12 protein-coding genes and 2 tRNA genes are annotated in these 14,450 nt (G+C 67.7%); 8 read left to right on the forward strand and 6 right to left on the reverse strand.

What is annotated here, in order from left to right:
• The first annotated feature begins 79 nt into the window (after positions 1-79).
• Positions 80-949 carry a class I SAM-dependent methyltransferase gene (locus tag ACFVM3_RS12725; protein WP_378438205.1) on the forward strand — a complete coding sequence of 290 codons (870 nt, stop codon included), beginning with the start codon at positions 80-82 and terminating at the stop codon, positions 947-949.
• Positions 946-1,125 carry a hypothetical protein gene (locus ACFVM3_RS12730; RefSeq protein ID WP_378438207.1) on the forward strand — a complete coding sequence of 60 codons (180 nt, stop codon included), beginning with the start codon at positions 946-948 and terminating at the stop codon, positions 1,123-1,125. The genes ACFVM3_RS12725 and ACFVM3_RS12730 overlap by 4 nt, the downstream gene beginning before the upstream one ends.
• 3 nt (positions 1,126-1,128) lie before the next feature.
• On the opposite strand, the gene ACFVM3_RS12735 is transcribed toward ACFVM3_RS12730, so the two are convergent.
• The 3 genes from ACFVM3_RS12735 to ACFVM3_RS12745 form a co-directional block, all read right to left on the reverse strand.
• The gene (locus ACFVM3_RS12735; protein WP_378438351.1) at positions 1,129-2,040 is read right to left on the reverse strand and encodes a hypothetical protein; all 912 of its coding nucleotides are present in this window, start codon (positions 2,038-2,040) and stop codon (positions 1,129-1,131) included.
• Between the two features lie 142 nt (positions 2,041-2,182).
• Complete coding sequence (locus ACFVM3_RS12740; protein ID WP_378438208.1) at positions 2,183-3,523, reverse strand: ABC1 kinase family protein; 1,341 nt, start codon at positions 3,521-3,523, stop codon at positions 2,183-2,185.
• A 77-nt stretch (positions 3,524-3,600) separates the two neighbouring features.
• Positions 3,601-4,635 carry a hypothetical protein gene (locus tag ACFVM3_RS12745; protein WP_378438210.1) on the reverse strand — a complete coding sequence of 345 codons (1,035 nt, stop codon included), beginning with the start codon at positions 4,633-4,635 and terminating at the stop codon, positions 3,601-3,603.
• A 163-nt stretch (positions 4,636-4,798) separates the two neighbouring features.
• On the opposite strand from ACFVM3_RS12745, the gene ACFVM3_RS12750 reads away from it, so the two are divergent.
• Positions 4,799-5,362 carry a M48 family metallopeptidase gene (locus ACFVM3_RS12750; RefSeq protein WP_378438353.1) on the forward strand — a complete coding sequence of 188 codons (564 nt, stop codon included), beginning with the start codon at positions 4,799-4,801 and terminating at the stop codon, positions 5,360-5,362.
• Between the two features lie 6 nt (positions 5,363-5,368).
• On the opposite strand, the gene ACFVM3_RS12755 is transcribed toward ACFVM3_RS12750, so the two are convergent.
• Positions 5,369-6,718, reverse strand: coding sequence for a zinc-dependent metalloprotease (locus ACFVM3_RS12755; RefSeq protein ID WP_378438212.1), 1,350 nt, complete (start codon positions 6,716-6,718; stop codon positions 5,369-5,371).
• 203 nt (positions 6,719-6,921) lie between these two features.
• On the opposite strand from ACFVM3_RS12755, the gene ACFVM3_RS12760 reads away from it, so the two are divergent.
• The gene (locus ACFVM3_RS12760) at positions 6,922-7,926 is read left to right on the forward strand and encodes a PDZ domain-containing protein (RefSeq protein WP_378438354.1); all 1,005 of its coding nucleotides are present in this window, start codon (positions 6,922-6,924) and stop codon (positions 7,924-7,926) included.
• Positions 7,927-8,054: 128 nt separating this feature from the next.
• Here ACFVM3_RS12760 and ACFVM3_RS12765 read toward each other — a convergent pair whose 3' ends face one another.
• The gene (locus tag ACFVM3_RS12765) at positions 8,055-8,603 is read right to left on the reverse strand and encodes a PPA1309 family protein (protein ID WP_378438214.1); all 549 of its coding nucleotides are present in this window, start codon (positions 8,601-8,603) and stop codon (positions 8,055-8,057) included.
• Positions 8,604-8,758: 155 nt separating this feature from the next.
• Between ACFVM3_RS12765 and ACFVM3_RS12770 the strand changes: the two genes are divergently transcribed.
• Together ACFVM3_RS12770 and ACFVM3_RS12775 are read left to right on the forward strand one after the other, a co-directional pair.
• Complete coding sequence (locus ACFVM3_RS12770) at positions 8,759-11,755, forward strand: UPF0182 family protein (protein WP_378438216.1); 2,997 nt, start codon at positions 8,759-8,761, stop codon at positions 11,753-11,755.
• Positions 11,756-11,822: 67 nt separating this feature from the next.
• Positions 11,823-11,896 (forward strand) — tRNA-Met (locus ACFVM3_RS12775).
• Positions 11,897-12,087: 191 nt separating this feature from the next.
• Here ACFVM3_RS12775 and ACFVM3_RS12780 read toward each other — a convergent pair.
• Positions 12,088-13,539: an FAD-dependent monooxygenase gene (locus ACFVM3_RS12780; RefSeq protein WP_378438218.1), complete on the reverse strand. Its 1,452-nt coding sequence runs from the start codon at positions 13,537-13,539 to the stop codon at positions 12,088-12,090.
• A gap of 93 nt (positions 13,540-13,632) precedes the next feature.
• Here ACFVM3_RS12780 and ACFVM3_RS12785 point away from each other — a divergent pair, with 93 nt between their 5' ends.
• The gene (locus tag ACFVM3_RS12785; protein ID WP_126737134.1) at positions 13,633-14,226 is read left to right on the forward strand and encodes a TetR family transcriptional regulator; all 594 of its coding nucleotides are present in this window, start codon (positions 13,633-13,635) and stop codon (positions 14,224-14,226) included.
• A gap of 83 nt (positions 14,227-14,309) precedes the next feature.
• A tRNA-Met gene (locus ACFVM3_RS12790) sits at positions 14,310-14,383 on the forward strand.
• The last annotated feature ends 67 nt before the right edge of the window (positions 14,384-14,450 follow it).

The raw sequence follows: 14,450 nt of genomic DNA on the forward strand, positions 1-14,450 counted from the left end.
TGCTATCGCAGCGCGATAGCAAAGGTCCCCCGCTCCCTTTTGGGACGTGGTGCGGCTCGGCGTGGTGTTCACTGGGGGAATGGCCGTACACACGCATGACGACATCGACTGGTCTGATCGGCTTCGTTCGCTTCGCATGGCCGAGGCACTCGACGCCGAGCCGATGCGGGCGGCGGCCCGGCGGCTGCTTGAGGGCATGCCGGACGGCCCCACCATCCTCGACGTCGGCTGCGGCGCGGGCGGGATGAGCCTGCTTTTCGCCGAGGAGCTCGCCACCGCCGGCGCCAAGATCGTGCTGGTCGACGCGACCGAGCACCTGCTCGCTGAAGCGCACCGAGTCGTCAGCGCGGCAGCGGGGGAGAGGGCCGTCGTCGAGACGATCCACGCCGACGTGGCCGACGGAGGATTACCCGACAAGCTCCCTGCCGCCGATCTGGTCTGGGCTTCCCGAGTGGTCCATCACCTGCCCGACCAGCAGGCGGCCATCGACACCCTCGCCCGGCTCGCCCGCCCCGGCGGGCTGGTCGGCATCTCCGAGGGCGGCCTGGACTTCAACTGCCTCCCTTGGGATCTCGGCATCGGCCGCCCTGGGATCGAGGGGAGACTCCTCGCCGCGCGCGGCGAGTGGTTCGCCGAGATGCGGGCAGGAATCCCCGGCTCGGTTTCCATGCCCTACGGCTGGAACATCGCGCTGCAGCGAGCCGGCCTCGTCGACGTCGATTCCTTCGGGGTGCTCATCCACCACCCGGCGCCCGGCCCGGAACTGCTGCGCGAGTTCGTCATCGAGCGAGTGACCTGGCTGAACGAGGTCGCGGGCGATCGCCTCGACAATGACGACCACGAGACCGCGGCCGCGTTGGTGGATCCGGGGAATCCGGCCTTCCTGGGCGCTCGCGGGGACCTGTTCCTTCAAGGGGCGAAGACCATCCATTGTGGACGGCGATCGTGAGCGACCAGGCCACTTGTTCGTTGTGCGGCCGGATCCGCGGTGGCGACGAGGAGCCCGCGCAGACACTCGCCTGGGTTTCCACCCGCGAGAAGAACGTCGTGCGTTGGATGTGCCCCGCCTGCGCTCGCCGTCACGCCCGCGACATCGAAGGAAAGCTGCCGGACGAGTACTGGTGAGCCTTAAGCGGCGTCGATCCGGCCGACCGCCCGGACCTTCGGTCGCGGTGTCCGCGTCGCTTCACCGAACGCCCTGACGAGTTCTGCCGCGACTTCCAGCGGGACCTTTTTCAGCTGGTCGATCGTGCAGCGGACCAGTACGGCCCCGGTCGCGGTCAGCGCCAGCGGGTGGAAATTCACGGCGCCCTGTTTCGGGGTCCGGAATTGCCAAGCCATGCCTATGTCGTCCCACCAGGCGTCGGCGGTGCCGATAGGGCGGCCCCGTCTGTCGCAGAGTGTCGTGTTCCACGACGGCGACGGCAGTGGGCAGCCACTGAGGACCTTCTTCGCCAGCCCATGCGCGTACGTCTCTTCAGGATCGATGCGTCGCAGAGCCGCGCGCACCGCCGCCGAACCTCGCCGGTTACCGGAATCGAGCTCCTCGCTGAGTTCGTCGAGAGTGCACAGACCCCAATACAGTGGCAGCGAGATCAGCTCGTCGATTCGCACGGGGTCGAGCTCCAGCCGGGCGAGATCGAGCGCCGCCCTGGCCGGTGGGGCGAACGGGACGCCGTCGATCAGGGTCGGCGGCGGCATCCGGGTGGTTCTTCGCGGCAGTATGCCGGGCTCCGCCGGTACGCGCCGATGGTCGGGGACAAGGAGATGAACCTCCCTTGTCAGCGGGCAGCCGACACCTCGTGCGCGTAGCGCGTCGGCACCCGTCACCACGACATCCGGCCCGAACCGTGCGACAGCGGCTTGTAGCAGCTGAAGGCGGGTGGGTGCGGAGTCGCGCAACAGGATCACGCCCGGCATCAGCCTTCGCCAAGGACCGCCCGGGCCGCAGAGCTTCGCGGCGTAACGGGCGGTGACGCCCGCCTTTCGCAGCTCGCGGCTGGTGACGATCCCGGATTCGCTGGTGTTACTGAGCGCCATGAGTCGGGCGCTTCGTGTAGTGGTCATGAATCGAGCATGGCCGCTGGGCCGACCGGGTGGAACCACTTCCACAAACTTGTGGACAACTCGCCCAGGCGTCCCCGTTTTCGGCTCAGCCGCCCTGTTCCCTGTGGATAACTTCTCAGGCCGCGAAGCCCGGCTGCCACCGTTCGACGATCGCCCGGGCGGGGATCTCGGCGTCGAGCTGACAGAGGATGCCGGTCGATCCGGCGGTCACCCGGTGGATCATCAGGTACTCGGGCGGCAGGTTGAGGGAGCGGCCGATCCGGAAATCCCGGCCGCGGGTGTCGCCGACCCGGCCCGCCTGTCGTTGCATCCAGCGGCGGGTGAAGTGGAACGTGTCGCCCGCCAGCGGTTCGGTGAACGGCGCGAGATAGGCGAGCACGTCGTCGGCCCGCAGATCCGCGTCGCCCCGGATGAAGCCGGATTCCCTGAGCAGCCGCATGAGCTTCGCGGACTCGCCGTCGAGCGCCAGCCTGGTCATCTCGCCGAGGTGCTGCGGGATGCCTTCGGGCAGCCGGGACACCCCGCCGAAGTCGATGACGCACAACCTGCCGTCGGCGGTCAGCATGAAGTTGCCGGGATGCGGATCCGAATGCAGGAGCCGGGCCCGTTCCGGCGACGAGTAGTGGAACTCGGTGAGCAGACGGCCGGCGCGGTCTCGTGTCTCCTTGTCGCCGCCGGCGATGATCTTCGACAGCGGAGTGCCGGTGGCCCACTCGGTGACGACGACCTTCGGCGCGCTGGCGACCACGCGGGGGATCAGGAACCCGGGAACGCCTTCGAACGCCTTGACGAAATCACGCTGATTCTGGGCCTCGGCCTGGTAGTCGAGCTCTTCGTTCATCCGCTCGGCGAGTTCCGCCAGGAGCGGCTTCACTTCGGTCCCCGGCACGAACGCCTGGAACAACCTGCTGAAACGCTGGAGTTGCCGGAGGTCGCTCCGCAAGGCGTCGTCGGCTCCGGGATATTGCACCTTGACGGCCACTTCGCGGCCGTCGTGCCAGGTCGCGCGGTGGACCTGGCCGATGCTCGCGGAAGCGGCAGGCTCGTCGTCGAAGGCCGCGAACCGCTGCTTCCACGTGCGCCCCAACTGCTCGGCGAGCACCCGATGGGTCTGTCGGGCGGGCATGGGCGGCGCGGCGGCCTGAAGCTTCGTCAGGGCCTCGCGATAGGGCTTTGCCATCTCGTCCGGCACCGCGGCTTCGAAGACGCTCAGCGCCTGGCCGAACTTCATCGCGCCGCCCTTGAGCGTGCCGAGGACCTCGAAGAGCTGTTCCGCCGCCTTGGCCGACAGCGTCGCGTTGACCTCTTCGGCGCTTTGCCCGGTCAGCCGCCTGCCCCAGCCGCCGACCGCCCGCCCTGCTATGCCGAGCGGGATGCTGGCCAGCTTCGCCGTTCGCGCGGCCCCGTTGCGGGGAATGGCGGCTTCACGGTCCTCGGCGTTGCGGGATTCGGTCACCTTCGCGATTCTGCCTTGATTCACCGCGCCCGCGCAGCCTGTTGAGGGAGTGTGTGTGGGCTACGTCGCTTGCCGTATCAACGAGCGCCGCATCCGCATGCGGTGTGTGGCGGCCAGTCGCGATGCCGGATCTTGCCGTCGAAGAAGTCGATCTCCAGAGTGGCGTTCCAAGCGGGCGGCGCCTGATCGCTCGGGGACAGGAGCCGAAGCGCCTGCGCGGCGGCGAGCGCGGCGCAGGCGTGAACGGACCCGAGATCGGCTCGCTGAACACGGCCGACGAGCTGGCTCGCCACCCTCGGCCAGGAATCGTCGCGGCCGGCCCGGTGCAGGTCGGCGCAGCGCAGGCAGCTGCTGCGGCCGGGCACCACCAAAGGTCCCACGATCCCGACGCCGTCCCGGATGCGGACCGGCAGGTGGTTGACGCCGTCGCGGACGAGCTCGTCGACCAGTTCGGGAGCGGGCACCACGGCGTCCGTGAGCAGGACGAGTTCCGGGCGTCGGTCCGAGTAGAGCCGCGTCGTCACGGTGCTCGCCCTGGTGCGGTGCACGACCTGAGCCATCGCATCCCGGCGGGGCATGCCGATTTCCGCTTCGGTATAGCCCGAGCCCAGGTCGCCTTCGAGGACCGTGCCCGAAGCCCGGACGTCGATATGCCCGACTCCGCCGTTGGCGAGCAGGACGGCGATGGCCACCGCCAGCCTGCCGTCGCCGTGGATCGCCACCGCCGTGCGCCTGCGGCGGGCCGTCATGGCCGTCTGATGGTGGCGGGCGCGAAGCGACCAGAGTCCTGTCTCGGGTCTCGGTCTCGGATGTCGTTCGGACTGGCCCGCATCGGTCACGAGGCCCCGGGCCGTCAGGTCCGTCATCAGGTCGCGCAGCTGGTCGTCGTGTTCGCTCTGCGCGAGCACGATGTCGTCCACGGCCCGGCTCCCGTCCAGTCCGCGGAGGACTTCGGCCACCTCGGTGGCGACGCCGGCGATCACCACGGCGTGTGCGGGGTCGAGGCCGACCTGGATCTCGCCGTTTCCCCGTTCCAGCACATCCAGCCCCGGAAGCAGAGTGGGGAAGGCGGGCAGGATGATCGATCGCAAGTCCGGTTCGCGCAGGTTCATGATCGCAGGATCGCACCCGTCCCCGGTCCGTCCGCGCGAAAGAACGCGAGTTATCCACAGGTTGACCCCGTTGTGGACAACTGGAGGCTGTGACCTTTCGGCTCTCGGAGTTGTCGGTGACTGGCCTTACCGTGGTCGAGTGGTCGAAGCACGGACGCCCTCACTGAGGGGCCGGGACACGACGAATCCGTCGGACACTCCCGAACACAAGGTCGAGGTACGGCGCAGCCAACGCCGCCACCGGACCGTCACCGCGTACTGGGACGAGGACACCCTCGTCGTGCTGATCCCTGCCCGGATGACCCGGGCGGAAGAGAAGCACTGGGTTGCCGAGATGCAGCGCAAGCTGCTGCGCAAGGGCCCGCGGCAGGCCGCGCCGCCGAAGGCGTCGGACGACGCGCTGTTGGCACGCTGCGCCGTGCTCTCGGCGAAGTATCTGGACGGGAAGGCGGTACCCGCGAGCGTTCGCTGGGTCCCGCCGATGAGGACGAGGTGGGCGTCCTGCACACCGGTCGACGCGACGATCAGGGTCAGTGATCGTCTGCGCCGGGTGCCGGGCTGGGTGCTGGACTACGTCCTCGTGCACGAACTCGCGCATTTGAAGGAACCAGGGCACAACGCGGCGTTCTGGGAGCTCGTTCGCCGTTATCCGAAGACCGAACGCGCCATCGGCTATCTGGAGGGTCTGTCCTCCGCCGCCGGATGGGGCATCGCGGCGGAGGACTGACGTGCCTCAGTTCTCTTCTTCGTCGCCCTTGGGTTTGTTCTTCTCGCGCTCGGTCCGTTCGATCTCGGCGATCGGGTCGATGCCTTCGAGCGTCGACTCGCCGTCACCGAGGCGTTCGGAGAAGTCGAGCGGTTCGTCGAGGTCGTCGGCGGTCGGCATCAGGTCGGGGTGTGACCAGAGGCCGTCTCGTTTTTCGATGCCGTGCTGGTCGCCGACGAGCTTCCACAGCGAGGAGGCCGCCCGCATCCGCCTGGGCCGCAGCTCAAGCCCGACCAAGGTGGCGAAGGTCTGCTCGGCGGGGCCACCCGTGGCCCGGCGGCGGCGCAGCGTCTCCCGGAGCGCGTCCGCGCCCGGAAGCCGGTCGCCGATGGCCTCGGCGACCACGACGTCGACCCAGCCTTCGACCAGCGCGAGCAGGGTTTCCAGGCGGTTCAGCGCCGCCTTCTGCTCAGGCGAGGTCTGCGGCTCGAGCAGGCCGGAGGACATGGCCTCCTCGATGCTGGCCGGGTTCGACGGGTCGATCTGGCCGGCAAGTTGCTCCAGCGCCGACGTGTCGACGGAGATACCGCTCGCGAACTCCTCGACGGTGGCCAGAAGGCGCTGCCGCAGCCAGGGGACATGGGCGAACAGCCGCTGGTGGGCGGCCTCGCGTGCGGCGATGAAGACCAGCACCTCGCTGGTCGGCAGCTCCAGGCCCTCGGTGAACTTCTCGATGTTCGCCGGCAGCAGCGCGGAGGTGGCCGCGGGGCCGAGCGGGAGACCGACCTCGGTGGAGGTGAGCACCTCGGAAGCCAACTGAGCCAGAGCGTTACCGAGCTGGGAGCCGAAGGCCATTCCGCCCATCTGCCCCATCATCGAGAGGAGGGGACCGGCGGCCTGCTTGGCTTCCTCGGGCAGGGCCTGGACCCACGCGCCCGACACCTGCTGGGCGACGGGGTCACAGAGGCGCTGCCACGTGGGCAGGGTCTTCTCGACCCAGGTGCGCGCGGACCAAGCGACGGTGGTCGTGGCTCCGGCGGGCAGGATCGTCGCGGCGTCGAGCCACAGCTCCGCCAGGTGGGCGGCATCGCGGACGGCCGTACTCGAGTCGCCACCGCTGGATGACGAAAAGCCGAGTTGGACGTCGGCGCTTCCGCTGCTGCTGAGGTTCTGCAACGCGATCTGTTTAGCCAGGTCATAGTTGACCGGCCCGGTCGAGCTGCCGGCCTGGCTGAGCATCTGGCCCAGCTGGCTGAGCATCTGACCGAGCTGATTGAAGGCCTCGGCGCCGGAGGGCTGGCCGCCGGAGTCCGACGGCTCGTTCTCGCCTCGTTTGTCGGGATCGGGCGGTCCGAAGCCGAACGGGGGTTTGCTCATGGCACCACCGTACGCGGGTCTCGGGATTCACAGCTCGTCAAGTGGAGAGATGAGCGTGGCCTTCACCGAGAAGCGAACACCGTCACCGTACGCTGTCACGCGTGACAGAGCCCTCGGAGGAGACCACAGGAGCGCGGAGCCGTGCGGGCTCCGCGGGTGACCAGGACCGCTCCGAACGGCGGCTGACCCGGCGCGGCTGGACGCTGCTGGTCAGCGGCGCGCTGTTCGTCGTCTTCGCACTGGTCGGGTTCTTCATCCCGGTGCCGTATGTGGCGATCAGCCCGGGGCCGACCTACGACACCCTCGGCAAGGACGCCGCCGGGCAGTCCGTGATCCAGGTCAACGGGCACGAGATCTTCCAGACCTCCGGTGAGCTGCGGATGACGACGGTCTCTCTGCGCGATGGCGGCATCACGCTGTTCAACGCGCTCGGGCTCTGGGCGAGCGGCAGGTACGCGCTCGCGCCGCGCGAGGAATATTTCAAGCCGGGCGAAACCAACGAGCAGGTCCGCCAGGAGAACATCCAGCAGCTGCAGGACTCGCAGACCGCGGCCCAGGTCGCCGCGCTGCGCCGCAAGTTCCCGGTGAAGGTGCTCGCGAAGACGATCGTCTCCGGTAGCCCCGCGGACAAGGTGCTCGCCCCCGGCGACCGGCTTCTGGTGGTCAATGGGAAGACGGTCAGCGAGGCGACCGAGGTGCGGGCCGCCCTGAACGGGACGAAGCCCGGGCAGACCGTCCAGATCACCTTCAAGTCCGATGGGCAGGCCGAGCGCACTGTGCCGCTCACGCTCGCGCAGCGGCCCGACGGGCCGGAAGGCTTCATGGGCCTGACCGCGGTGGACCGTGCCGACGTTCCCTTCGACGTGAAGATCTCGCTGCAGGATGTCGGCGGCCCGTCGGCGGGCCTGATGTTCGCGCTCGCGATCGTCGACAAGATGGAACCCGGCGACCTCGCCGGTGGCAGGCATATCGCCGGGACGGGCGAGATCTCGGAGAAGGGCGTCGTCGGCGCGATCGGCGGCATCTCGTTCAAGGTGGTCGGCGCCCGCGAGGCCGGCGCCACCGACTTCCTCGTGCCCGCGCACAACTGCGCCGAGGCGAAGACCGCCGCGCCCGATGGCCTGAACCTGATCAAGGTGTCCACGCTGGACGAGGCGATCGCGCAGCTCGAGAACCTCAAGGCGGGAAGGCCGACCGCCTCCTGCTGACCGCCGGGGGAGCAAGGGACCTTTGCTACCACCTCGCGGGTCTGGCTGAAGAGAGCAAGGGACCTTTGCTATCAGCCGCGTACCCGGGGGCAGGTGGTAGCAAAGGTCCCTTGCTCTCTTTTCGCAGGTCAGGGCAGCAAGGTCGCCTTCAGTGCTTCGAGCAGGTTGGGCGCAAGCTCCGGGTTCTCGATGATCTCGTCGACGGGGACGTCACCGGGTTCGGAGGGCTGCCCGGCACCGCGAAGCCGCATGACGCACGCTCCGGCGCCCTCCCGCAGCACAGCCGCGACGAGGCGGGCTTCGGTCCGGCGCGGGTGATCGGCGGCCGCCTGACGCAGGCGTTCGGCATCGGTCTCGGGCACGACGGGAAGCTCGGCTTCGGCGTCCGGCGGCAGCACGATGATCTCCTGCGCGAGCGCGCAGCCCAGCACCAGATCGGGCCACGCGATCTGCGCCAGCGCTTCACCCAGGTCACCGTCGGGCAGAGCCTCCTGCGCGACGGGCGTCAGCGGGGCCGACGGGTCGAGCTGACCGGCCAGTTCGGGTTGTTCGTCCAGCAGCGCCGCGGTCGGGACCAGCGCGAACAACTGCGGGGGCTGGTCCCACCCTCCCGAAGCGACGAACTCCTCGACTTCGCGGGCCAGGCCGGCCACGCCCTGCTGCTCACTCGGTGCCATTGGCACATCGTTCCAGGCGATCGGGGCGGTGGCCTTCCGAGTCCGGTTTGGGCGGGTTCCGGGAACTTCCGACGGCATCCGTAGAGTTAGAGCATCAGGGGCCGCACGCGGTACGCGCGCCCCGCGAAAAGTTCACCAAACCAGGAGCGTGTGCAGTGGCCACTCGGCCCCCCGTGAGCCTGCCGAAGCTGTCCCGGCGCAGCCGGATACTGCTCATCATCGCCGCCGTCGTCATTCTGGCCCTGCTGCTGGGCGCCAGACTGCTGGACACCTACGTCGACTGGTTGTGGTTCGGCGAGGTCGGCGCCCGCACGGTGTTCAGCACGGTGCTGATCACCCGTGTGGTCTTGTTCTTCGCTGTAGGGCTCCTGGTGGGCGGATCGTTAGCGGTCAGCTTGATGATCGCGTACCGGTCCAGGCCCGTCTTCGTGCCGATTTCCGGCAACGACGATCCGCTCGCGCGCTACCGGTCGGCGATCGTCGGCCGGATCCGCTTGTTCGGCATCGGCATCCCGGTGCTCACCGGGCTCATCGCCGGCGCGTCCGCGCAGAGCGACTGGCAGGTCGTGCAGCTGTTCCTGAACGGCACGCCGTTCGGCCAGACCGACCCCGAATTCGGCAACGACGTCGGCTTCTACGCCTTCGACCTGCCGTTCTACAACTGGCTCCTGGGCTGGCTGTTCATCGCGGTCGTCATCGCGTTCTTCGGCGCGCTGATCTCGCACTACATCTTCGGCGGTATTCGGCTCGCGGGTAAGGGCGGCCAGCTCGCCGGCCCGACCCGCGCCCAGCTCGCCATCACCATCGGCATCTTCGTGCTGCTGAAGGCGGTCGAGTACTTCTTCGACCGCTACAACCTGCTGCTCTCGGACCGCGGAGCGCCGCTGTTCATCGGTGCGACCTACACCGATCTGAACGCGGTCCTGCCCGCGAAGCTGATCCTTCTGTGCATCTCGGTGATCTGCGCGGTCGCGTTCTTCGCCGGAGCGTTCCTGCGCAATTTGCAGCTGCCCGCCATCGCGCTGGTGCTGCTGATCCTGTCGAACGTGCTCGTCGGAGTCGCGTGGCCCGCGGTACTCGACCAGTTCTCCGTGAAGCCCAACGCGAACGAGAAGGAATCCGCGTCGATCCAGCGCAACATGGACGCGACGCGCCAGGCGTTCGGCCTGACCAACGTCGAGTACAAGGACTACACCGGCAAGTCCGAGGCGACCTCCGCCGAGATCAAGGCGGACAAGGGGACCGTCCCGAACATCCGGCTCCTCGATCCGAACATCCTCAGTGACACCTTCACTCAGCGCGTCGGCCGGGAGAACTTCTACGGCTTCCCGTCCAAGCTGGATATCGACCGCTACACCCTCAACGGGGTCACGCAGGACTACATCGTCGCGGCGAAGGAGATCAAGACCGAAGGTCTCACGGGCAACCAGACGAACTGGATCAACAAGCACCTCGTCTACACGCACGGAAACGGCTTCGTCGCCGCGCCGGCCAACACGATCGACCGAGCGCTGAAGGACGCCAACTCCGACGGCGGTTACCCGATCGCCACCACCAGCGACACCCAGAACCCGGCGGGCGCAGGGGCGACCGACCCGAGCAAGCCGGGTATCAAGGTGGACGAGCCCCGTATTTATTACGGCGAGCTCGCGACCGACGCCGCGTACGCGATCGTCGGCGGCAAGGCAGGACAGGCGCCCGGTGAGTACGACACCGCCGTCGACCGTGCCTACATCTACAAGGGCTCCGGCGGCGTGCCGATCGACAACTGGTTCAACCGGCTGGTCTTCGCCGCCGAGTACGGAGAGCGGAACATTCTCTTCTCCGACGCCATCGGTGACGGATCCAAGATCATGTTCAACCGCGAACCGCGCGATCGTGTCGCCAAGATCGCCCCGTGGCTGACCCTCGACGGTGACCCGTACCCGGCGGTCGTCGACGGCAAGATCAAGTGGATCGTCGACGGCTACACGACGATGAACAACTTCCCGTACGCCCAGCAGACCCAGCTCGGCCAGGCGACCAACGACTCGCTCACAGGCACCACCCGCCAGGCGAACGCCTCGATCAACTACATCCGCAACTCGGTCAAGGCCACCGTCGACGCGTTCGACGGCACCGTGACCCTGTACGGGGTCGAGGACAACGAACCGGTGCTCAACGCCTGGAAGAAGATCTTCCCTGGCCTGGTCAAGCCGAGCAGCGAGATCTCGCCGGAACTGCGGTCGCACTTCCGCTACCCCGAGGACCTCTTCAAGGTGCAGCGGGAACTCCTGTCGAAGTACCACGTGAACAACCCGGCGGAGTTCTACGCGCAGCAGGCCTTCTGGAGCGTTCCGCAGGACCCGACGCAGGAAGGCGGCGTGAACGCGTCCGCCTCCGGGATCGCCAACCAGCCCGGCTACTACGTCCTGGCCACCGCGCCGGGCGACACCAAGTCGCGGTTCCAGCTCACCAGTTCGCTGACCGGTCTCCAACGGCAGTATCTGGCGGCCTGGATGTCGGTGTCTTCGGATCCCGAGGACTACGGGAAGATGCGAGTCCTCAGACTGCCGACAGACGCCAGCGGCGCCACCCAGGTGGATGGCCCCGTCCAGGTCCAGAACAGGTTCCAAAGTGACCCGCGGGTCGCCCAGGACCGGACCCTGTTCAACAACCCGAACGTCACCGTCACCTACGGGAACCTGATCACGCTGCCCGTCGCCAACGGCTTCCTCTACGTGGAACCGGTCTACATCCGGCAACGGAACCAGCTGAGCTACCCGCAGCTGGCCCGTGTCCTGGTCTCCTACGGCACCAAGATCGGGTTCGCACCGACGCTGAACGAAGCGCTCGACCAGGTCTTCGGTGCGGGCACGGGCTCTGGCGTCACACCGCCGCAGACAGGTGGCACCCCCGGACCCACGACGCCTCCGCCGCCGGGGACGACGACGCCGCAGCCGCCCGCCGGCGGTAACCCGGCGCTCGACAAGGCCGCGGGCGATATGCACGACGCTTGGGTCAAGTTCCGTGCCGCCCAGCAATCCGGGAACTACGCCGACCAGGGTGCTGCCCTGGCCGCGCTCGAAGCGGCCTCCAAGGCCTACGAGTCGGCCAAGGCCAACCCCCCGGCATCCGGTGCGCCTCCGACCTCCGGCCAGCCTGGAGGGTGACGTCGGTTACCTAAAGGGCACCTGCTTTGCGCCTGCTCGAAACGCAGGCGTAAGGTAGGTGCTACGACGCGGGGTGGAGCAGCTCGGTAGCTCGCTGGGCTCATAACCCAGAGGTCGCAGGTTCAAATCCTGTCCCCGCTACAGAGGTAGGAGGCCCGTGTCTGCGGAAAACGCAGACGCGGGCCTCTTTCGTATTTGTCCCGGGGGTCGAACCCCCGGACCCCCGCCAGGAGGGCTCCGCCCCCTGGACCCCCGGGCGTCGGTGGAGCAGGTGCCCGAGCGTGGAGAGCAAGGGACCTTTGCTACCGCCGGTGGGGGAGCGGGGACCTTTGCTACCGCGTGGGGGCGACCCAGCAGGCGTATCCATCGGGCCGGTACAGGACGGCTTCCGTGGACGGCCACGGAAGCGTCGTGACCAGCTGGGAGGTCAGCCGTGGCGACTGGGCGTGGGCCCGGGCGGCCTCGACGTGGACCTGAGTGGTCGTCAGAAGCACGAAGCCGCCGTCGCGGAAGAGCGTGCTGGGCCGCAGCGGGCCGGTCTCCGTGGCGACGTCCTGGTCGGTGAGCCGCGAGCCGAGCGCGGGATGCGACGTCCCGTGTGTCGTGTAACGGATCCCGAGGCCGGAAACCATGCCCGACAGATGCCGGCTCACCTCGGGCAGCGCGGTCAGGTCGGCGAAAAGCTCGCGAAGCGCGCGAGACTCATGAGACCGCGGAGTCAGCCCCAGCTGAGCGGCGACGTTGTGCAGCACCTGCGCGCCGACAGGGTGCCGCTCGGCCTCGTAGGTGTCGAGCAGGTCGTCACCGGCCCATCCGCGCACTGTCGCGGCGAGCTTCCAGCCCAGGTTCATGGCGTCCTGCACGCCCAGGTTCAGTCCCTGGCCCCCTGCCGGGAAATGGATGTGCGCGGCATCGCCCGCCAGCAGTACCCGCCCGACGCGGTAGCGCTCCGCCTGCCGCGCCGCGTCGGAGAACTGTGACGCCCAGCGGATTTCCGACACCGTCGCCGTCTCGCCGTACGAGTCGAGCAGGGCCTGCCGGACTTCGTCGTGGGAGATGGCGGACCGGATGTCCTTGGGTCGCGAGGCCCTGTCGCCGTACACGAAGCGGTAGAGGCCCGGTTCTCCCAGCGGAATCAGGCCTTTGAACGTGGTCGCGCCGGTCGGCTCGCCGACGTTCCGCATCGTTCGCCACTGTCTTTGCGCACCGGCGGGGATTGTGTCGAACAGGACGTCGGCGACCACCCCGAAACCTTCACCGTCCACACCGGGAAAGCCCACGTCGAGTCCTTTGCGTACAACGCTTCGAGCGCCGTCGCAGCCGACGAGGAACTTCGCGTGCAGCCGGTTCTCGCCACTGTCTGTTCGGTACCGAACAGAGACAAAGTCCTTGTCCTGAACGAAATCGATTACTTCGGCGCCCCGGCTCACCTTCGTTCCTTGTGCGGCAAGCCGTTCCTCCAGGTACGCCTCGACCTGTGCCTGCGGAATCCCCAGCTGGAAAGGGAATCGAGTACCCCAGCCGTCGTAGCCGAGGGGGATCATCGCGAAATGCCCGTCCTGCACCGTCGCGAACGAACGCTCCTCTGCGCCGTCCAGAAGTCCGCGCAGCTCCAGCATTTCCGCGGTCCGCGGCTGCAGGTTCAGTGCCTTCGACAGTCCTGTGCGCTCGTGATGCCGTTCCAGGACCACGACATCCACACCGGCGAGCGCGAGTTCGTGGGCCAGCATCAGCCCGGTCGGCCCCGCGCCGGCCACGATCACGTCCGTCCCCAGGTTGTTCATACCACTCCTTAACGACGTTAAATTGACCTGCGGCCAGCGTGCCCTTAACATCGTTAAACTGTCAAGGAGCTTCCGCTGGAACGAGGGACAAAAGTGGGTCTGACCAGGCAGGACATCGTCCGCGCCGGGCTTCGGCTGCTCAACGACGTCGGGCTCAACGGGCTGACGCTCCGCCTGATCGCGCAGGAACTCGGCGTCAAGGCGCCCGCGCTGTACTGGCACGTGAAGAACAAGCAGGAGCTGCTCGACGAGATGGCGACGCAGATGTACGCGGACGCGATGCCGGGCCGTGTTCCCGAGGGAACGGGGGAGCGGGAAGCTCTCGAGCTGGCCTCACGGGCCTTGCGCCGGATGATGCTTGCTTACCGTGACGGGGCGAAGGTCTTCTCCGGGACTTTCCTGACCGACGACAGTCTTCTTGGTGACAATCCGTTTCAAGGGCGCGTCGACGCGGGGCTCGAACTGCACTTGGCCGGACGAGCGTTGTTCACCGTGTACAGCTACGTCATCGGTTTCACCATCGAAGAGCAGGCCGTTTACCCGGTTCCGGGCGAACGGGACCCGCGTTACGACGTCACGCCCACGGCCTGGGTGTTCGACGAGGACATCGAGGGTAGGTTCGCCGACGGGCTGACCATGGTGCTCAACGGCGTCTTCGGCTGGCTCGATGACAAAGTCGTGCCATAACACCTGGTCAAAGGCTCTTCGGGAAGTTAGGGGTACCCGCCTGAAAGCCGGTTTCACCCCCATGTAATCTATTAACACAACGACGCGGGGTGGAGCAGCTCGGTAGCTCGCTGGGCTCATAACCCAGAGGTCGCAGGTTCAAATCCTGTCCCCGCTACTGAAGAAAACGAAGCGGGGATCTGCGGAAATCGCAGAGACGCGGGTCGTGGTTTGCGGGGTTACGG

It is taken from the genome of Amycolatopsis sp. NPDC057786, assembly GCF_042797905.1.
GTDB lineage: Bacteria > Actinomycetota > Actinomycetes > Mycobacteriales > Pseudonocardiaceae > Amycolatopsis.